The sequence below is a fragment of the Streptomyces sp. NPDC015532 genome, assembly GCF_043078065.1.
In the GTDB taxonomy this organism is placed as follows: Bacteria; Actinomycetota; Actinomycetes; order Streptomycetales; family Streptomycetaceae; genus Streptomyces.
Genome location: NZ_JBIBSY010000002.1, coordinates 483,708 through 502,411, shown reverse-complemented (window position 1 = coordinate 502,411; position 18,704 = coordinate 483,708). Strand labels below are relative to the sequence as shown.

Here is an 18,704-nt window from a genome sequence, read left to right as displayed (position 1 = left end):
CGCGGGCTACCAGCCAACATGGTTGGGCAGCCGTAGTGACGTCGTGCAAGAGCGTGGGCATCGGCTGCGTGGTCTTGCCGGCCGCCTCGACCCGCCGGAGAAGGCCGTGGCCTTTTGCGTGGACGGGAAGTCGCAGATCCAGGCACTCGATCGACCCCAGCCCGTCCTGCCGATGATGCCCGGAGCCTCCGTCACTGACTGTCGCCGTAGGTCACCGTCGAGCGGCCGCGCATGTCCCAGGGGCGGCCCAGGGACGAGGCAGCGATGGGGTGTCCGCCGACAGTGGTGAGTATTTGATCAACTCCATGCCTCCAAGGCATGGCTTGCACTGCTCCGGGTTGAAAGGCTGAGCCGGTGACTGAGGACGAGGTCGTCGAGGCGTTGAAGACCGTGGCCCGGGCCGGGACCTTGCCGCCGCCCGCGACACCGGAGGCTGTAGCCGAGGCGGAACGGATCATCGGGTTCCCGCTGCCTCCCCTCCTGCGACGCCTGTACCTCGAGGTCGCCAACGGCGGCTTCGGCCCGCGCGAGGGAATCCTGGGAGTGCGCGGGGGGCCTGTGCAGGCCAATTTCAGAGACATCGCCGAGCTGTACCAGGACGGTCCGGATCCGTCCGGCGAGATCCCCGCCGGCCAGGTACTGATCTACGACTGGGGCTGCACCATCTGGTCACTGGTCGACTTCGCCGACCCCGCGGGCGGCATGTGGTGCACGCATGACGGAGCGCACTGGCCCCAGGGCATCACCCTGGTCGAGTGGCTGGCCGGCACGGTGACAGGAACCCTGGAGCTGGACGAATTGCTGGAGACCCAACCTGCCAGACAGGTCGACGGACCGTCCGCTCCGGACCGGTGGTTCCCTGTCGATGCGGCAGCGTTTGACCTCGTGACCCCTTCATCCCGAGATCAGCCGTCCAATTGACAGACCTGGGACGGTGACGCGAGGGACCTACCAACAGGACCAAAAGTAGCCATAGGTGCAATTTTTTTGTCTTAAATTGAAAAGAAAATTAAGTAGCTTGACGGCTACTCTCCCGAGGTCTGTTCATATCCCGCAGAGCGGGAGAGCCGCAGGGGGTGGGGAGTGGCTGGGCGTATCCCAGGACTCATAGGTAGAACAGTGATGGCCTTCGCGCTGGCAGCTTCGCTGTCAGCCTTAGCAGGCAATGCACATGCTGACACGACGGGGGCGGACGTCTGTGAACTCGACGAGGGGGAACTGACCGTCAGTGACCTGCCGTCCGGCTCATCCGTGATCAAGTGTGACGCCGTCGGTCGCATCGTCACTTACGACAACACCGGCGTGACGGTCCCTGAACCCGGCACGGCGGTCAGCGTCGACTCACTGAGTACGGATGGAACGAACCACGGATTCACCCTGGAGGTCGCCGCCGATGGAACCGTCTCCTACGACCTGACCAGCGCCAGTGTGGACCTTTCCACCTCCGGCTCCGACGCGGCCGATGTCCTGGCCCATCCGGCCCGGACAGCCGATGATCTGTCGCAGGAGTCGGACGGCACCGATGCCGACGCAGCAGACTCCTCCACCGAGGCCGAAGTAGCGGACGTGGACGCCGCAAGCGCTCCGGGGGCATGCAGCGACGGAACGTACGGGACGAAGGATCAGAAGGAGTACGGCACCTACAACTGGTACATCGGCGACGGCGGTCTGCCCGGTGGGCTGTCCAAGAGCGACGCCCTCTGGGCCTTTTACGAGGCCCTCGACAACATCACCGAAAGCCACAACAACTGCGGCTACACCGACCAGGTCGACGCGCACCAGGCCAACTTCCTCGACTACACGAGCTACGAGGCCGACATCAACACCAGTTCCCAGTGCACCTCCCGTGACGGGGTGAGCACATGGGACGCGGGAAATCTCAGGAATGACGCCGTTGCCACGACCTGCTCGTGGACTTGGCCCACGCCTGGCATCAAGAACGACCTCCGAGAGGCCGACACCCGCTTCAACACGCACGACAACGACTTCACTAACAAGCCGACTTCCAGCTGCACGGATAAATACGACATCCGCAGCGTGGGAACTCATGAAGCCGGACACATCTTCGGTCTGAAGGACATCACCGGAGCTCACGACAACCTCACCATGTACACCACCGCATCCAGGTGCAGCACAAAGGGAAGGACGCTCGGCAAAGGTGACGTCCTCGGTCTCCGCAGCATCTACTGAACCGGGGCGAACGCTCCAGAGGAGGCAGATCGATGAAAGCCGTACGGCCTTCCCGCACAGGACCCGTGGGGGTGCTGCTGGCGGCGGCCGTCCTCGTGATGGCGGCAGCCTGCACTTCGTCGAACGGCGGTGAGACCGAGGCGTCCTGCGTGTTCCTGGTCCACTACCAGAATCATGAATACTCAGACGTCGCCAATGTCGATTTCACCGTCGGGGACAAGCTCGGTCCTGCCACCCTTCCGCCTTGCGACGACACTCCCAATGACGATGACGACGCCCAGACGCCCTCTGCCACGACCGCCTACAGGGTCAAAGGAGTGGACCCCGGCATCGCCATCGCGGTGGGAGAAGAGCCCAATGACGCCCGCTTGGTCGCCGTCTACTCCGGCAACGAGCTTCCGCCGGAGATCAAGAAGCTGATCAAAAGCTCCTGACGCCCGGTGTGTGGGGCGGCGCGGACGGTCGCCCCACACACCGGGCCTCTGACAAATCCTGCAGAGATCACTGGGTGGGCAGTGTTCTGACCTGCCGATCTAGCGGTGGTTTGTCAGACCTGGGTGTAGAGGTCGATGGGTCTTCCGGTACTGACGGCGTTGATCAGGTTCTGGAGTTCGGTGGGCGAGGGCTTGGCTGTCCATGCTGGCGCGTAACGTTGCAGCGTGACCCAGGGCGTCAGCCAGCCACGGACGGCCCGGATCGCCTGGGGCCAGCTGGTCGGGTGGGGCTGATGGGACGGCGGACGGCCCCATCACCGGCGAGATCACCGACAAACAGCGGAGGTCCACAGTGGCGGCCGACCTCGCCACCATCTGCGGCTCCTACAAGCGGGCCCGCGCCGCCGTGACCGACTGGTCCGACCGCACCCCGTCCGTGGACCTGGAACTGGTGGCTCCGCTCACCCGGGTCCGCGACGTCGCCCGCGTCGCCCTGGTCGCCAAACGGAACCACACGGCTGGAGCAGGACCTCGCCCGCCAGGGACTGGACAGCCTTGCCCACACGGTGGTGAACACCGCCCGGATCGGCATCGCGAAACCGGATCCCAGGGTCTACCGCATCGCCGCCGAACGCGTCGGGGCCACCACCGAACGCTGCTTGTTCGTCGACGACATCGCAGCCAACGTCACGGCTGCCCGCGAGACCGGCATGACCGGTCTCCACTACCGACGGATCGACGATCTGCGCACAGTGCTCCCCCCTGCTTGGACGCTAGCTGCCCATGGACCGGCGCCATGTACGGGTTTGAGGAAGAGGAGCAGCGCGGCACTCGGCGGCGTTCAGATCAGCTTGGTCAGAACGCCGGCCATGGAGGTGTACGTGTCATCAACACCGGAGGGGTTGTGGAGGCGGTGCCGCTCCAGCCGGATCGCCCCCAGGCGCCGCGCCTCGTGGATGAGCGCTCGCCAAGCCTTCGCGGACGCGGCGATCCGGGGCCCGTAGATGTCCTAGAACGCCGTGCGTTCATCTGTCTTGGCGCCGGCCATGCGGATGGTCCAGTCGGCAGCCGGATCGCCCCACAGGTTGCGGTCCAGGTCGAGAACACCGCTGATGACCGGCGTGGGGGAGTCCGCGAGCATCGTGTTCACGGTCCACAGATCGCCGGTGAGCAGCCGGGTTCGGTGATCTCGTCCAGGACCTTGTGGTTTTCGGCGGCGAGGTCAGCGACCTTGCGTACGTCCGCAGCGTCCAGCCCGGCGCGGCTGACATCGTCCGCAGTGGCGGACAGGGAGGCCGGCACGGCCTCACTCCATGTGGCGTGGCCGGTTCCGGCGACGGGCCCAAAGCGCGGGCCGCGTACGGCGTGGATGTCCTTCGTGATCGTGCCGAGCTGGGCGAAGAAGCCCGGCCACAGAGTGCGGGGGTAGTCGCCGGGGCGGTCGGGGCGGGCGTGCCGTCGAGGTGGCTCTGCACCATCTGTTGGCTCGAAACTGCCCCAACCGCCACACGGCACCGCTAGTCAAACCGAGCGTCCGGCTCCGGCGGAGCCCGAGTCCAAGGGGAGCTATGAACTCACGCACAAAGAATGCCAAGCTGGCCGGGTGCGCCGTCGGTGCGCTGAGCGCCATCGTCCTTGTCCTCAGCGCCTCACCGGCCTCCGCCTCAGGGACCTACTCGGGCCTCCCCTACGTCCACGGGGCTGCCTCGCCTTACGACGACTTTGGCGACGAAGGCGTGACGGACATCAACACGAACAGGACGTCCAATGCCACCTGCCTGTGGCAGATGACACTGTGGGCGAACGGATACCTGTCATCCAAGGCGTCTGTCGACGGCGATTTCGGGAGCCAGACCAGGACCGCGACCGCGAACTACCAGTCGGACGCTCACTTGCAGGTCGACGGAAGCGCTGGCAAGCAAAGCTGGTCCTACGCGGGCGTCGGCCAGATCAGGTACGTGTCAGGCAGCAATGACTCCACGCTCACGCTGGCGTACGAGGGCCTGACCACCGACGGGGAGCTCACGGGCCGCAACTTCTCCATGAAGCGTGACGCCAGCGGCGACTACCAGTTCATCGACGGCGATGGCGCCTGGCGGTATGCCGGTTACAACTACCGGACCTGCGGCTAACACCGCCACTCGCCACGCCTGCGGGGCCCGGTCCTCCGAAAGAGGGGCGGGCCTCTAACGAGCTGGTGCCTGATAGCGGGTGAGGTGTCGTGCCAGGCAGGTGGCATGATCCCGCTGTGGCGATCATGGTCAATCGGTCGGTGTTGGCGCATCGGCTGTTTGCGGGGCTCTCTCGGCGTCATCTTGCTTGCCTGGTCGACGAGTTGGCCGTGCCGTGGCAGGCCGGGGTCGAAGGTTGCCGTCGTGCTGTGCGAGGTGGGGTCCGGAAGCGGGCTGAAGGGGTTCGGCGCCCGCCACCAACTGGTGTTCGTCGACCGGCTGGTGGCCACGCTTATCCATTTGCGACACGACCTGCCGCATTCAGTGCTGGGACTGCTGTTCGGCGTCGACCGTTACACCATCACCCGCGCGATCGGAGAGGTGCGCACGCTCCTGGCCGAACGGGGGTGCGCGGTCCCGGACAGCCCTGGTCTGCGTCTTCGGACACTGCCAGATGTGTTCGCATATGCCCAGGCCGAGGGCATCGAGTTGCGGCTGGATGCCACCGAGATCCAGGTCCGCCGGCCGCCTGCCGACCGCGGCGGGCGGCGAGCGTTCGTCTCCGGCAAGAAGAAGCAGAACACGACGAAGGCCACCGTCATCGCCGACCACCGCAGCCGCACTTTATGGGTCGATGCCCTGCGACCTGGGCGGATGCATGACGCGACCGCCGCACGCAACGAGGGCATCGGGATCTGCTGCCAGCACTTTCCCGATGTCGAGATCCTTCTGGACGATGGCTATCTCGGGCTCCGCCGTGATCACCCTGGACAGGCGGTGACACCGCCGAGAAAGGGCAACAGGATCAGCCCGCCCGAGGTCCTCGAATTCCGTCGGCGAGCCCGCCACGGACACTCCTCGAAACGCATCACCGTCGAACACGCCCTCGCCCACCACAAACGCTGGAAACAACTGACGCGCTGGACCCACCGACGCGAGACCCTGCCCGCCACCTACCGAGCCATCGCCGGCCTCGTCTCCGACCGCACCACCGGCTGACAACAGCCACGACCGGGAGAAACACACCTCTCCCGCTATCACGCACCAGCTCGTAAGAGGTCCTGATACGCCAGCCGTAGTTCGTGATCTCGATCGTGAGGGGCGCCGAGGGGACAGCTGGCAGCGTCGATCATCTGGACGAGACCGACCACGCCGTCGCGGGCGTCCGTTTCCTTCCCCGCCTACCCGAGTCCACCGAGACGGAGGGCGTTCTCCATCTCGCTGAGTTTCGCGGAGGACAGGGCGCCCGCCCGCTCGATCAGGTCGTCCCGGGACACGGTGGTCAGCCACGTGCAAGGGGTAAAGCCCGGATGCGGGAGCGCGAACCGAAGCACGCCTTCAAAGGGCAGTCCTTCCACGGCGCCTACTGCCACTTCGACGCCCAGACCGGTGATGTCGACACCCGCCCGAGCGACGACCTGCATCACCCGGATCCCGGACGCGTCGTCTCCCGACAGCAGCACGACTGGCCGCCGCTCGTCGAACTCCACCCACCAGACTTCGCCACGTTGCACATGTCCTCCTGACACAGGACGGCGGGCGGACGCTGCGCAGCGTATACCCTGCCCGCTGGCAGGAGGCGTTCGAGGGCTTGATGAGCCGGATAGCTGGACGGTTCACCCGGGTCGAACCCCGGTTCCAGGTGCGGAAGTTGGTGCTCGGACTGCTGTCGGACCTGCCGCGCGAGAACTGCTGGACCATCGCCGAATGGGCCGGGGAGAGGACCCCGGACGGCATGCAGCATCTGCTGGGGCGGGCCAAGTGGGACGCCGACCGGGTCCGCGACGATGTGTGTGACTACGTGGTGGACCACCTGCACGACGACCAGGCGGTACTGGTGGTCGACGAGACCGGGGACGTGAAGAAGGGCACCGGCACGGTCGGCGTCCAGCGCCAGTACACCGGCACCGCGGGCAGGATCGAAAATGCCAAGGTCGCCGTCTACCTGGTCTACGCCGGCCGGCGCGGACACCCTGGCCAAGAAGGTGCCCAAGCGGGTCCGGCAGAAGCTCTCCGCAGGAGCCGGGGCCAAGGGCCACCGTTTCTACGACTGGGCAGTCATCGACCTCGCCGACCCCCGCCCCGGGAGTCGTCAGCTGCTGATCCGCCGTAACCGCAGCCCCGGCGAACTCGCCTACTACCGCTGCTACTCGCCCGCACCGTGCCGCTGACCGTGCTGGTCAGAGTCGCTGGATCACTGTCAACAGAAAGTGCCCCGACTTCAAGGTCGCCGGCGGCCGGCACCCGCACATGCCGGGAACCCTCATGGAGTCCAGCTGCCCGGTGAGCGTGACCGCACCGTCGTGGGCGGCGACTTCGGAGATCTGGGGGCTGACCCGGAGCGCGGCGGCGAACACCTCACGTCGCACGGCCTGCCAGATCTCCTCGGCGGAGCGCGGGAGGACCTGGAGCGGGTCGCGGTGGCTGACGATGTCGACGAGCCGGTCCTTTTCGTCGACCACGGGCAGTCGTTCGATGCCGTGTCGCGTCATCAGCCGGGTGGTCTACGGCAGGGCCGCCTCCGCGGGACCGTCGCGGCGGGCGCCGACACCAGTCCGCCGGCGGTGCGCGCCCGGACCTGGCAAGCCCCATGGCTGACGGTAAGTCAGGTAGGGCCTGTGGAACCGCCCTGAGCGCCCCTCTGTTTCGGTGGTGTGTGCCATATCACGCCCCCGGGGATCGCCCAAGTTGCCTTAGTCACAGCGCAAATGTCCCTTTTGCGTCCATGCTCGACCTGGACAGCGGCTCCCGAAGTGGAGTCCATCGGCATGGGCGCGAAGTTCCAAAGCGGCCCATGACGCAGCCCTCGTGACGTTCCACCTTGTTCCCCTGGAAAGGTGCCCATCATGGCCGCTTACCTCTGTCCTCCTGCTGTGATACACGGCGAGCACGCCGTCGAGACCCGCCAGATCGTGGCGGAGGTGCGCGACCGGCACCCGCATGCGCCGTGGGCGCCGCGGATCGACGGCATCGCGGCCAGTACGGGCATCGAGACCCGCGGGTGGATGCTGCCGCTGGAGACCGCCGTCGCGCCCGGCGACGGCGGCGGCCTGCAGGCTGTCGGCATCGGGACCGCCCAAGAGGCGCTGGCACGCGACGGGTTCACCCAGCAGGACGTGGACCGCGTGATCGCCGCCCTCGAGGCGATACCCGCGCCGCAGACCGTCCAGGAGCGCACCGCCCCGGCCTGGGAGGCCGTGCAGTCCTACGGGGAGCGTGCGGCGCGCGGGGCCCTGCAGATCGCCGGGCTGGACCCCGCAGACGTCGACTGCCTGATCACCAGTCACTCCACCACCCCGGCGCTGCCCGGTCTGGACATCGCCCTGGCCAACAAGCTTGCGCTCCGCAACGACGTGATGCTGCTGCCGGCCACGCAGTGGGCCTGTGTCGCGGGGACCCGCTCCCTGGCCCTGGCGGCTGATCTCGTGGCCGCGGACCCCGATCGGGTGGTCCTGGTCGTAATCTCGGAGGCGCTGAGCACGACCTACCAGCCCGCGGACGACACCCTCGAGTCCCTGATCGTCCGGTTGCTGTTCGCGGACACCGCGGTCGCCGCGGTGGTCACGGGCCGCCCGAGGCGCGAGTCGGTGCTGCGGCTGGACGCGGCCTGGCACCACACCGTGCCCGACACCCAAGACCTGCACTGCCTGGAAACGCGGGCGGACGGCACCCACTTCGTGATGGACCGGCGCGGGCCGCGCGCCGTACAGGAGACGGTCACCGCGATGTGGGAGTGGCTGCGCCTCCGTTACCAGGACGACCCCGACTCCTGGCACCCCGACGTGCTGCTCGCGCACCCCGGCGGGACCCGGGTGCTGGAGTACATGGAGCAGACGATGCCCGACGCATGGCCGTCCGGGCTGCTCGACTACAGCCGGGACAGCTACACCAGCGGCAACCGCGGGGGCGCCGCCGTGTTCGACATCCTGAGGCGGGCGCACGACGCCGGACAGAAGTCGGGCAGTCGCGCCGTCCTGTACGCGGCGGCACCGGGCCTCACCGCCACCGCCCTGGAAGGGGAGTGGCTGTAGTGAGAGCCCGCGCCACTCGTAGCAGCGAACGGGCCGCCCGCATCACCGGTCACGGCACCGGTACCGCTGAGGGCGCCGTCCGTACCGTCGGTGGCGCCGGCTGACGCGCACGCAGCCCCTGCCCTCGCCGCGCTCGCGTACGCCCGTCCGCGCCCCGCTCCGCAGCCGCGTCATCTTGCGACTTCCGCCCAGACCACCTTGCCGGTGTCCGTCCACCGCACCCCCCACCGGGTGGTGAGCCGGTGCACGACGTGCAGGCCACGCCCGCCGTCGTCGAGGAGGCCGCCCCGGCTCAGCCGCGGCCTGCCGTTGCCGGTGTCGCCCACCTCGCACAGCAGGCCGTGACCACCGGCCCTGATCAGTCGTATCGTGATGGGACCGGCGGCAAAGCGCACAGCGTTCGTGACCAGCTCGCTGACCAGCAGTGACACGTTGTCCTGGGTGTCGCTCCTGGTGTGCCATTGCCGCAGCAGTGCGGAGACGTGCGCGCGGGCACGGGTGGGCGCGTCGTCGCGAGCGGGTAGCCGCCAGGTCGCGGTGTCCCCCTTGCGGTAGCCGATCATGCGCGCGAGCAGCAGGGTCACGTCATCGCGCTGGCGCACGGGCGCCAGCGCGGAGACGACGTGCCGTGCGGCCTGCTGCAGGGCATCCCAGGGGTGCACAGAGGACACGGCATCCGCCAGCCTGCTGATGCCCTCGTCGATCGACAGGGCCGGATCCTCCACCAGGCCGTCGGTGTAGAGGGCGAGCAGGGAGCCCGGGGGCGCGCCGAACGTGTGCACGTCGAACGGCTCCCGCAGCGCGAACTCGGCGCCCAGGCCGGGGTGAGGGCGGACCGCGAGCGGGCCTGCCTGCCCGTTCGGAAGCACCAGGACCGGAGGGAGATGGCCCGCGCTGGAGAGGACCACGTGGTGGCTGACCGGGTCGTAGAGGGCGATGCAGCAGGTGGAGCCGAGGGCGCTGTAGCCGGCCGCCAGTCCGGAGTCCGCGTCGTCCAGCAGCGTCACGGTCTCGTCCAGGTGCTCCAGCACCTCGTCGGGTGCCAGCCCCGCAGACAGCAGCGCGCGGGCCTCCATGCTCAGCTGGCCCATGGTCGCCGCGGCTCCCAGGCCGTGCCCGACGACGTCACCGACCACCAGCGCGGTACGGCCGTCCGGCAGCGGAAAGCTGTTCACCCAGTCGCCGCCGACGCCCGCGCTGTCGGGGGTGGCGGGCTGGTAGACGCTGGCGATCTCAATGGTGTGGCCGCCGGTCCGGGGCAGCAGCCGGCGCTGCAACGCCAGCACCTGCGTGTGTTCGCGCTGGTGTTGACGGGCCAGGTCGACGTGATGGGCGGTCCTGGCCACCAGTTCCTGCAGGTCGAACAGCTCGCTGTCCCGGAAGGGGCGGTCCGCCCGCCGCCAGACCTCCGCCACGCCCAGCACGACGGGTGGCGCGCCGTCCAGGACCAGCGGTACGCACGCCACACTCGCCGACCGGTCACCGGGCACCAGGGCACGGATCACTCGCTGACTGCCGAGCAGCCGCTCGATCGTGTCCCGGTCGGGTATGACGATGGGCTGCGGGGCATCGTCCCGCCGTACCGCCTGTGCCAGCAGGCGACTCGCGTCGCTCGGAAGATCGCCGCCCGGAGTCACGTAACCCTCGGGCCACGCCCGGTCCGGCACCAGGGCTGCCCGCCGTAGCCGGATGCGCCCGTGCGCGTGCTCGGTGACTCCCTCGCCCGTCCACACGGCGAAGTCGAGGTCGACGGCAGCCACGTCCCCCCAAGCCAGTAGGGACTCCGCCAGCGACTGCGCGGTCTCACCGATGTCCAGCGAGGTGCCGATCGCGGTCTCGGCGGCGTACAGGTGCAGCCTCCTGGCCATGGCGATCACGGAGACGGTCAAGCCCTCCTGAGGCGCTGCGGCGGGCAGGATGCTCAGCGAGACCACCAGCTCCGACCCGTCGGCGCGCCGCAGGCGCTGGATCCGGGCGACGTGTGCCTCACCGACCTCCAGGACCTGCCGCAACCGCCGTGTGACCGTCGGTACGTCCCCGGCGGGCAGGAGATCGGCGAAACGACTTCCGGCCACGGCGTCCAGACCCGCGAATACGGGGGCGTCCAGATTGCAGCGGGTGATTCTCAGATCCTTGTCCAGGTTGACCACGCCGAGAATCTGATCCTGACGGTCGGCTGCCGGGTTGTCGGGTACGCGTTGGCGGGTGGCGCGGTTGCCCTGCGCGTTCGCAGGGCCGGCCGCCGCTGCCGCTGCGCCGTGCGGGATGTAGCGCCCGAGGGCACTGCTCACCATGTCAAACGGCGAAGAGGACGAGGGGGAGGGTGTGGAGTCCATGCGGCTCTCTCGCAATCCCCGGCGCAGCGCCGGGGCTGTACTCGGACCCATGCGTCGGGGCACCGAGATCCCTGACCGCACACCTCATTGAATACCACCGGGGCCCGCTTCGCCCACACCAGCGGATCGCGCGGTGAACGCCGACCATGCGGGAACGCCGCGGCCGGTGGGGCCGAGCTCACCTTGCCGGGGGCGTAGCAGGCCAGGGTGCGACGACCGCCGCAGGCTCACCGGGCGCCGGCGCCGGCGCCGACGGTGATGGCCGGCCCCCAGAGCTTGGCGCATTTGCAAGCAGCCGGGAATCACTCAGCACAGCCTTTTCTGCAGCGCGCCCCACAGGCTGCCCTTTCGACCCGCCCGCTCCCTTCACGCAAGCGGGGGAGGAATGGCCTCATCGGCGGAGGGGAATCGAGGGAGGCTGTACAAGCCGACTGGTCGGTGGCCTTTGGCGGGCTCCACGGCAGGGGGATGGTTGAAGCGGGCCAATGGGGCGCGGTCGGCGTTGGCTCTCCCTACCACCCATGTTTTTCGGGCGCTCCCTTGAAGAGGCCTTGCACGTCCGAGGTGATCCAGCCGCCGTAGAAGTCTCCCTCCTGAGCTCGCGCCTCTTCGCTACCAACGAGGCAGCGGTCGACGCGGCTGGTGTAGAAGGCGAAATAGTCCCGAAGGACCGTGTAGGCGGGGTCGGGGTCGGAGTAGCTCCAAGCGGCACGACCGTGCACTTCGTGGCCGGTGATCAGGTCCCAGCAGCAGGCGGTGCCCTTCCATTCGCACCAGGAGTGGCCGTTGCTCGGGAACAGCAGATCGGACCGATATCTGCAAGGTGGTGGGCTGACGTCTGAACGGCAGGCGTTTCGCGAGCGCATCCGGATGGAGGCCGCCGAGTGATTCGCGGTCGGTGCCTCCAAGGTCTAGGTCGGCAAGGACTTACGGGTGAGTGTGCGCTCAGTGCAGTGCTGGCGTCGGCCCTGGCACGACGCCGGCGCGGAGGGGCTGCGGTCCGCCGGACCGGTCTCACTGCCCAAGCTGAGCGAGGCACCGTTCGCCGTGCTCGAACAAGAGCTGGCCAAGGGGCCAGTCGCGCACGGCTGGCCTGACCAGACCTGGACGCTGTCGCGGATCAAGACGCTGATCGGGCGCCGGTTCCACAAGGGCATGACGCTGTCGGCCATCGCGCAGATGCTGCACCGGCACGGCTTCAGTCACCAGGTCCCCGCCCGCCGCGCGATGGAGCGCAATCAGGAAGCCGTTACCGCGTTACCGGCTGGGTGAAGGAGACCTGGCTCCGGGTGGAAGCACTGTGGCGGCGCTCGGGGCCTGGCTCTGCTTCGAAGACGAAGCCGGCTTCTCGATGACGCCGCCCACCGCCCGAACCTGGGCCAGGCGCGGACACACACCCGTCATCCGGGTGCCCGGACGCTCCCAGCGCCGCATCTCCATCGCCGCGCTCGCCTGCTACAAGCACGGCGAAAGCACACGCCTGATCTACCGGCCCAGACGACACGTCGATCACAAACGGCGCGGCAGACGCAGCTTCACCTGGACCGACTACCGCGATCTCCTCATCGACGCCCATCAGCAACTCGGCGCACCCATCGTGCTCATCTGGGACAACCTCAATGTCCACAAGGACCGCCGAATGCGGCAGTTCATCGACACCCCACGGCTGGAACAGCTGCTACTTCCTGCCGGCCTACGCACCCGACCTCAACCCCGTCGAGGGCATCTGGTCACTACTGCGACGCAGCAGCCAGGCCAACACCGTGTTCACCGACCCAGACAATTGATGCGCACGCGCCGGCACGGTCTCCGCCAGATCCAGCATCGCCGCAACCTCATCGACGGAGGCTCGCCGAAACCGGCCTCACCGTGACGACACCACGGCCGCAACCTCAGTAGAGCCTGCTGCTTATTCCGTGGAGCGGTCGTCGCTTGGCAGGAGAAATACCTCATCAACGTAGCACCAAGCCCATGGCTCGCCGCCTGGTTCCACGGAGCGAGCGAGGGGATGGCCGCTGGATGCGTAGTGAGCGGTGGCATGGGCTCCTGGCGCACTGTCGCTGCATCCGATGTGACCGCAGGTCAGGCAGAGCCGCAGACGGGTTTCCTTGCGTCCCTGGATGAAGCACTCTCGGCAATCGCCGCTTCGGGGCGCTTGTACCGGGCCCGCGGCGGCGGCATGAGGACAGTCGCGGCCCTCGAGTCGGCCGCCGTCGGGTTGCACCACCCACTCGGTCATGGTGTCGCCCTCTCGGTAGTGGTGGTCGCGGGGGAAGGGGCACCCGTACTACACGCATGGAAGTACGGGCAGGTGCGCAGCCGACGGCACCAGGTTCCCCTGCGCCTGCGACGGTTGCGCTCTTCCGGACTCTGGGCTGTCTGGCATGGTCATGAGCGATGGGTGCGGCCCGCGCTGTCGGTAGGGCAGGAGGCGTTGGCTGATCGGTGCCGGCGCGGTTGCAGGGAGGGTGGGACGCGTCCGGCTCTGGACTGCGGGGGAGGGCTCCGTGCCGTCCTGGAAGCGGGTCATCAGCGGCTCGCGCATCGACCGGATCGTGGTGTCCGTTCCAGCGTGGTCGCCGGTAGTGAAGACTGATGCGTAACTGTGTCGACTACGCTTCCCGCAACATTGCCACCGTGGCGAGAACGTTGGAATGCGGGGCGTGAGCCACGCGTCTTTGCTATCGCGTAAGGGGTGCTGGACGAGGTAGTCCACCCAGCGGCCAGCTGGGCTCTACCTCCAAACCTGGTCCTTCATGCGTGGACGAGAAGTCCCGATTCCAGGCCCTGGACCGCTCACAGCCGGTGCTTCCGATGATGCCGGGCATGCGCGAACGGCCCACCCACGACTACCTGCGACACGGCATCACCAGCCTGTTCGCCGCCTCTAACATCGCCGACGGGACCGTCATCGGCGAACTGCACTGCCGCCACCGGGCCATCGAGTTCAAGAAGTTCCTGGTCACGATAGGCAAGGCGGTCCCGACCGGGCTCGACGTGCACCTGGTGTGTGACAACTACGCCACCCACAACACGCCCGAGATCAAGACCCGGCTCGGCAGACACCCTCGACTCCATGTCCACTTCACCCCGACCGGCTCCTCCTGGATCAACCAAGTCGAGCGGTGGTTCGGCCTGTTGACCGACAAACTCATCCGCCGCGGCCTCGGTGAAAGCGCTGGAAGACGACATCAAGGAACTCGTGGAACGAGAACCCCAGGCGGCCGTTCACATCCTCCCTCAGCGGCTACCGTCCCCGGCGGATGAGTCATCGGGGTTGACGCCTGTATAGGCCGAGGCATCCTTTTTGCCGCTGGGGCGGCGGGATTCACCGCGGCGTCCGGTGTCATGCATGCCACCGGACTTTCCTCGGTCTTCGCCACTCGCGGTCAGGCTGTCTGAGGGTGTGCCCACTCCCGATGCCTCTTTCTCTTCCTTCGTAGGCACCTTGCGGGGCTTGTCGGGCTCAGGGGCGTACTTGTCGGGGTGGAAGCTGCGGTGGGCGCTGGGGTTCGGTTGCTGTGACTCGTTGTCTATGGACGGGCCCCAGCGCTGCTGACGCTCTCCCTCGGCTTTGCGCGGTTCTGGCCCCTGCGGGGGCTGCTTCGCTGAATTCGCCATTGGGGTACCTCTCGTCGTCACGGGCTGTGCGGTGGCTCTCCTCGCGATGCAGACTGAGCACCACGAGCGACGAGTTTCCCATCACATGTACGCAAAACATGACATTGTCGTCTCGCCGGTCCTCCATGACGGTTTGCGGGGACGGGGCGTGCTGCAGGAGCAGCCGGCCCAGATCCCAGGTGTCGGTCGAAACAGAGATCATCGGGGTTCGGCAACGTGACGGACCTCGACGTCTGTCCGCTGTCAGACCGCTTTGTTGCCGGTCCGGGTGGCGTGTGTCTTGGGTGGCAGTGGCTGGTGTGGGGGCCGGACTTCGTGTCCTGCCGGCCCCACATTGCTTTGTCAGCCAGGCCAGGTTCCGGTCAGGCTGCGCGTGGTGGCGGCGCCAGCGCGATCGACGGTGGCCTTGACCGCGGCGAAGATGGCGCCCTGGAGTGTGGCGGCCAGGAGTACCTCGCTCCAGGTGCGGTCCTCGTCGGTGGCGTCGGGGGCGTCTTTGTCGTGACCGAGGACTTTCCATGCCTGTTTGAAAGCGGCCCCGGCGATCATGCCGCTAACGGCTCCCAGGACGAGCCCGACCGGTTTGTAGGCGATTTTCGAGGTTTTCATGTGCTCAGTCCTTCTCGCGGTAGCTGGCCAGCCACAGCACGGTGACGCCCGCGGCGGCGACCAGCAGCACGGTTCGGTTGTCCCGTGCCAGCTGCGCAGACTGTGTCGCCTTCTGCCGCAGAGGTTCGGGCGCCTTCTCTTGCCACATCCGTCCGGCCCGAGCTGCTCCTGCGCGGACCTGTCCCGCCGCTTGGGCGGTCGTGCCTTTGACCGCGTCGGGCCGTTTGTCATGGACCTGGGAGGTGGCCTTCGCGGCCTGGGCCTTGAGCTCGCTGGCCTGGGTGACCGCCCGTTCCTTCAGCGCGCCTGCTTTGGTAGCAGCCTTCTCCCGGACCTCGGCGGTCTTGTGCTGGGCGCGGGCCTTGACGTCGGCCTTGTCTGCGAGGGCCTGGACGGTCTGCCCGAGGTCGTGGCGGGTCTGCTCGACCTGCTCGCGGAGTTGCTCGGGGCCAGGGGCGCTCTGCGGGTCGGCGGGCGTGTGGGTCATCGGTGTGCGCTCCTTTTGATCTCGGCCATGTCGGCTTTGACGTTCTCGATCGTGCTCTGGGGTGTCGGCGGGGCGGCCTTGCCGATCTGCTTCTTGCCGCTGAGAGCCAGGACTGCGGCGATCACACCGAGAACGGCGGTGACGATCAGGGCCGCGGCCCACACCGGCACCAGCAGGGCCATCGCTGCGATCACGCCGGCGACCAGCGCCTGGAGCATCAGGAAGCCGACCAGTGAGGCGCCGCCGAACAGTGACCCACTCTTGCCGTAGCGCTTGCCCTTCTCCTGCATCTCCACCTGAGCCAGCTTCATCTCGCCGCGCACCAAGTCGGTCAGCTGCTGCGAGGCCTGCCGCACCAGCTCGCCCACCGGCTCATGTCCCACCTCGTGCGTATCTCGGCCTTCTCCGAAGCCGTGCCGTTGGGTACTCGACACGCGATCACCTCCTGCTCTGTTTAGTTCCTGCCAGTCGGCTCGGGTCGAGGTGCCGGCCGTTTGATGAGGGGGCGAGTACCCAAAACCGCGGAGTTCAGGAGAAACCTGACCTGCCGCGACCAGGGGCGCGCTGGGGTCGGTAGGCGTCTGCTACGGCCAATGCCGCAGCAGAAGCGGGATACGCAAGGTGAGCCAGGCGCTGCCGAGGCCGATCAGGGCGCCGGCGGCGACATCCGTGGGGTAATGGGCACCCGACTGCACCCGCTCGACGGCCAGCAGGGCGGCGGGTACCGAGCAGAGGGCGCCCGCCAGCGGCAAAGTGGGGGTGACGGCGGCGGTAAAGGCGACGGCAGCAGCCGTGTGCCCGGAAGGGAAGGAGGAGGAGTCGGGCCGATCCTCGACCTCATCGTGCTCGATCCACTCCTTGGGCGGGCGGGGCCGGTCGACCAGCTGCTTGCCCACACCGTTGGACACCAGCTGCGCGACGGCGAGCGCAGCAAGCCCCGCCACGGCGGACCTGCGTCCGCGCCGTCCGCCGAACGCCGTCATCACGACCGCGGCGCCGCACCACAGTTTGCTGCTCTCCGCCGCCTCTTCCACCGCCGACAGCAGCCGGCCGATGGAAGGCGGAATGCGGGAGGCGGCCTGCTGCGTCAGATACCGATCCGCGTCGCCCAACCCTGCTGTCAGTCTCATGAGCTGCAAATATCCCGGACGATCCGATACATACCCACCCGGCGCCCGGCGGTCACTCTTCGCCTTCGTCCAGGCGGCGCATGTCTTCCTCGTCCCATGTGCGGGTGTCGCGGGGCTGGGTGTAAGGCTCAGCATCGGGCGGGAGCCCGCCGGCGATGGCCCGCTGGCGTACCGCCTCCGCGTCGAACTCCAGGCCGAGGAGTATGGCCAGGTTGCTGATCCACAGCCACACCAGGAAGACGACGACGCCGGCCATCGTGCCGTAGGTCTTGTTGTACGAGGCGAAGTTGGCCACGTAGAACGCGAATCCGGCGGACGCGATCATCCAGATCACCAAGGCGAGGAAACTGCCCGGAGTGATCCACTTGAAGCTCTTGACCTTCGCGTTCGGGCTGGCCCAGTACAGGATCGCGATCATCACGGTGACCAGCACGACCAGGACAGGCCACTTGGCGATCGACCACACCGTCAGCGCCGTGTCCCCGATCCCCAGAGCCGTGCCCACCTGGCGGGCGATGCCGCCAGTGAAGACCACGATCAGCGCGCTGATGACCGCCAGCACCATGAGGACGACGGTCACACCGACACGCACCGGCAGGATCTTCCATACCGGCCGGCCCTCGGGCATGTCGTAGATGGCATTGGCGGCGCGGATGAAGGCCGCGACATAGCCCGAGGCGGACCACACCGCCACCACCAGGGCGATGACCGCCACGAGGGAGCCGAGGCCGGCGTTGCCCTGCAGCTGTTCCACCGCACCGGTGAGGATGTCGCGGGCCGAGCCGGGGGTGAGCTGTTTGAGATTGTCGAGCACCTTGTCCGCGGTCGACTTGCCGGTGATGCCCAGCAGGGAGACCAGGACCAGCAGCGCCGGGAACAGGGCGAGCACCCCGTAGTAGGTGAGTGCGGCTGCCCGGTCGGTCAGTTCGTCCTTCTTGAACTCCTGCAGGCTCCCGCTGAACACCTTGCCCCAGGCCCGGGAGGACAGGTTCGTCGGCGTATCCGGTGCCCGTTCCTCCACCTCGGGCCCGGGCCCGGCCTCCTCAGGCGCAGGCACCCTGGCACCACCGTTTTGTTCTTTCCGTCCTGAAAGACTGAATTTCGCCATGCCCGCCGAGTACCCCAGCTCATGACGTTGAGCAACGATGAGAGGAACCCGAAGCACCCAGCGCAGATGCCACGCCCGGATCGTCGCTCGAGGCACCGGGCGAAGTCGGCAGGACGCTGCTCCCGTCACGGCTCCGTACGTGACCCGGCGACGCTGCGGAGTGTCGATCACCGCTGGGCCGCCGAACGCGGCCTTGCGTGGATGACGCACGCGCGCCGCCGCGCAAGGGACTGCAAACGGCTCAGCCGGCACTCGGAGACCCTGATCGCCTGGGCCGCCATCACCCTCATGGCCCGGCGCTTGGCCCGCAAAGGGGCCGCCCTCGGCTCGTCGAGGAAACCGGCACCTGCCAACTGCTCAGCTGGGCAGGCTGGGTCGCCGTGTGTCGGAGCGAGGTCGGCCGGGACCGGCGGGCGCCGGGTGAGAAGACGATCACTCTCCGGGAAGGACGCGCCGGACGGACGGAAGGGCGCTCAGACACCGAAGACTGACGGGCCGACCCCGCCACAGATCATGCTGCCAAACACGGCTGGACCATTTCGCGCGGTGCAGCCGACCCCGTCGCCACTTCCTGGGGCTTCACCGTT

Annotated in this window: 20 protein-coding genes and 3 pseudogenes; 11 read left to right on the top strand and 12 right to left on the bottom strand. The window is 67.8% G+C overall.

The genetic code is table 11. From position 1 onward, the window contains the following. Positions 1–354: 354 nt before the first annotated feature. From ACF07B_RS08770 to ACF07B_RS08755, 4 genes are all read left to right on the top strand, one after another. The gene (locus ACF07B_RS08770; protein WP_392178323.1) at positions 355–921 is read left to right on the top strand and encodes an SMI1/KNR4 family protein; all 567 of its coding nucleotides are present in this window, start codon (positions 355–357) and stop codon (positions 919–921) included. Between the two features lie 201 nt (positions 922–1,122). Continuing rightward, a complete protein-coding gene (locus ACF07B_RS08765; RefSeq protein WP_392178322.1) occupies positions 1,123–2,190 on the top strand; it encodes a peptidase M10 in 1,068 nt (355 codons plus the stop codon). A gap of 65 nt (positions 2,191–2,255) precedes the next feature. Then, complete coding sequence (locus tag ACF07B_RS08760; protein WP_392178321.1) at positions 2,256–2,624, top strand: DUF6281 family protein; 369 nt, start codon at positions 2,256–2,258, stop codon at positions 2,622–2,624. 566 nt (positions 2,625–3,190) lie between these two features. Beyond that, positions 3,191–3,628: an HAD-IA family hydrolase gene (locus ACF07B_RS08755; RefSeq protein WP_392178320.1), complete on the top strand. Its 438-nt coding sequence runs from the start codon at positions 3,191–3,193 to the stop codon at positions 3,626–3,628. A 5-nt stretch (positions 3,629–3,633) separates the two neighbouring features. On the opposite strand, the gene ACF07B_RS08750 is transcribed toward ACF07B_RS08755, so the two are convergent. Together ACF07B_RS08750 and ACF07B_RS08745 are read right to left on the bottom strand one after the other, a co-directional pair. Next, complete coding sequence (locus tag ACF07B_RS08750) at positions 3,634–3,765, bottom strand: hypothetical protein (protein WP_392178319.1); 132 nt, start codon at positions 3,763–3,765, stop codon at positions 3,634–3,636. Positions 3,766–3,770: 5 nt separating this feature from the next. Then, on the bottom strand, positions 3,771–3,926 hold the full coding sequence (locus tag ACF07B_RS08745) for a hypothetical protein (protein WP_392178318.1): 156 nt from the start codon (positions 3,924–3,926) through the stop codon (positions 3,771–3,773). A gap of 266 nt (positions 3,927–4,192) precedes the next feature. On the opposite strand from ACF07B_RS08745, the gene ACF07B_RS08740 reads away from it, so the two are divergent. Together ACF07B_RS08740 and ACF07B_RS08735 are read left to right on the top strand one after the other, a co-directional pair. Continuing rightward, positions 4,193–4,756 carry a peptidoglycan-binding protein gene (locus tag ACF07B_RS08740; RefSeq protein ID WP_392178317.1) on the top strand — a complete coding sequence of 188 codons (564 nt, stop codon included), beginning with the start codon at positions 4,193–4,195 and terminating at the stop codon, positions 4,754–4,756. A 125-nt stretch (positions 4,757–4,881) separates the two neighbouring features. Further along, positions 4,882–5,794: pseudogene (locus ACF07B_RS08735) on the top strand (transposase family protein). Positions 5,795–5,976: 182 nt separating this feature from the next. On the opposite strand, the gene ACF07B_RS08730 reads toward ACF07B_RS08735, so the two are convergent. Then, entirely contained in the window at positions 5,977–6,309 is a 333-nt protein-coding gene (locus ACF07B_RS08730; RefSeq protein ID WP_392178316.1) for a type II toxin-antitoxin system PemK/MazF family toxin, read from the bottom strand. 80 nt (positions 6,310–6,389) lie between these two features. On the opposite strand from ACF07B_RS08730, the gene ACF07B_RS08725 reads away from it, so the two are divergent. Continuing rightward, positions 6,390–6,908: a transposase gene (locus ACF07B_RS08725; protein WP_392178315.1), complete on the top strand. Its 519-nt coding sequence runs from the start codon at positions 6,390–6,392 to the stop codon at positions 6,906–6,908. Between the two features lie 67 nt (positions 6,909–6,975). Here the strand turns inward: ACF07B_RS08725 and ACF07B_RS08720 are convergent, their stop codons facing one another. Further along, positions 6,976–7,287, bottom strand: a complete 312-nt coding sequence (locus ACF07B_RS08720; protein WP_392178314.1) for a CBS domain-containing protein — start codon at positions 7,285–7,287, stop codon at positions 6,976–6,978. A 354-nt stretch (positions 7,288–7,641) separates the two neighbouring features. Here ACF07B_RS08720 and ACF07B_RS08715 point away from each other — a divergent pair, with 354 nt between their 5' ends. After that, entirely contained in the window at positions 7,642–8,826 is a 1,185-nt protein-coding gene (locus ACF07B_RS08715) for a type III polyketide synthase (RefSeq protein ID WP_369482377.1), read from the top strand. 170 nt (positions 8,827–8,996) lie between these two features. Here the strand turns inward: ACF07B_RS08715 and ACF07B_RS08710 are convergent, their stop codons facing one another. Both ACF07B_RS08710 and ACF07B_RS08705 read right to left on the bottom strand, forming a co-directional pair. Next, a complete protein-coding gene (locus ACF07B_RS08710; protein ID WP_392178313.1) occupies positions 8,997–11,162 on the bottom strand; it encodes a SpoIIE family protein phosphatase in 2,166 nt (721 codons plus the stop codon). A gap of 512 nt (positions 11,163–11,674) precedes the next feature. Further along, a complete protein-coding gene (locus ACF07B_RS08705) occupies positions 11,675–12,028 on the bottom strand; it encodes a DUF427 domain-containing protein (RefSeq protein WP_392178742.1) in 354 nt (117 codons plus the stop codon). Positions 12,029–12,095: 67 nt separating this feature from the next. Here ACF07B_RS08705 and ACF07B_RS08700 point away from each other — a divergent pair, with 67 nt between their 5' ends. Together ACF07B_RS08700 and ACF07B_RS08695 are read left to right on the top strand one after the other, a co-directional pair. Continuing rightward, on the top strand, positions 12,096–12,434 hold the full coding sequence (locus ACF07B_RS08700) for a winged helix-turn-helix domain-containing protein (protein ID WP_392178312.1): 339 nt from the start codon (positions 12,096–12,098) through the stop codon (positions 12,432–12,434). A 79-nt stretch (positions 12,435–12,513) separates the two neighbouring features. Further along, a pseudogene (locus ACF07B_RS08695) lies at positions 12,514–13,061 on the top strand (transposase). A 10-nt stretch (positions 13,062–13,071) separates the two neighbouring features. Here ACF07B_RS08695 and ACF07B_RS08690 read toward each other — a convergent pair. Continuing rightward, positions 13,072–13,401 carry a UBP-type zinc finger domain-containing protein gene (locus ACF07B_RS08690; RefSeq protein ID WP_392178311.1) on the bottom strand — a complete coding sequence of 110 codons (330 nt, stop codon included), beginning with the start codon at positions 13,399–13,401 and terminating at the stop codon, positions 13,072–13,074. Positions 13,402–13,922: 521 nt separating this feature from the next. Between ACF07B_RS08690 and ACF07B_RS08685 the strand changes: the two are divergent. Next, positions 13,923–14,339, top strand: a pseudogene (locus ACF07B_RS08685) (IS630 family transposase); the annotation flags it as partial. 786 nt (positions 14,340–15,125) lie between these two features. Here ACF07B_RS08685 and ACF07B_RS08680 read toward each other — a convergent pair. The 5 genes from ACF07B_RS08680 to ACF07B_RS08660 all read right to left on the bottom strand — a co-directional run bounded on the left by ACF07B_RS08680 (position 15,126) and on the right by ACF07B_RS08660 (position 18,117). Continuing rightward, positions 15,126–15,392, bottom strand: coding sequence for a DUF4235 domain-containing protein (locus tag ACF07B_RS08680; protein ID WP_392178310.1), 267 nt, complete (start codon positions 15,390–15,392; stop codon positions 15,126–15,128). A gap of 4 nt (positions 15,393–15,396) precedes the next feature. Then, positions 15,397–15,879 carry a DUF3618 domain-containing protein gene (locus ACF07B_RS08675; RefSeq protein ID WP_392178309.1) on the bottom strand — a complete coding sequence of 161 codons (483 nt, stop codon included), beginning with the start codon at positions 15,877–15,879 and terminating at the stop codon, positions 15,397–15,399. Beyond that, positions 15,876–16,313 (bottom strand): phage holin family protein, encoded by a 438-nt coding sequence (locus tag ACF07B_RS08670; RefSeq protein ID WP_392178308.1) that lies wholly within the window; start codon positions 16,311–16,313, stop codon positions 15,876–15,878. The genes ACF07B_RS08675 and ACF07B_RS08670 overlap by 4 nt, the downstream gene beginning before the upstream one ends. 150 nt (positions 16,314–16,463) lie before the next feature. Continuing rightward, complete coding sequence (locus tag ACF07B_RS08665; protein WP_392178307.1) at positions 16,464–17,009, bottom strand: phosphatase PAP2 family protein; 546 nt, start codon at positions 17,007–17,009, stop codon at positions 16,464–16,466. A gap of 52 nt (positions 17,010–17,061) precedes the next feature. Beyond that, complete coding sequence (locus tag ACF07B_RS08660; protein WP_392178741.1) at positions 17,062–18,117, bottom strand: YihY/virulence factor BrkB family protein; 1,056 nt, start codon at positions 18,115–18,117, stop codon at positions 17,062–17,064. Between the last annotated feature and the right edge of the window lie 587 nt (positions 18,118–18,704).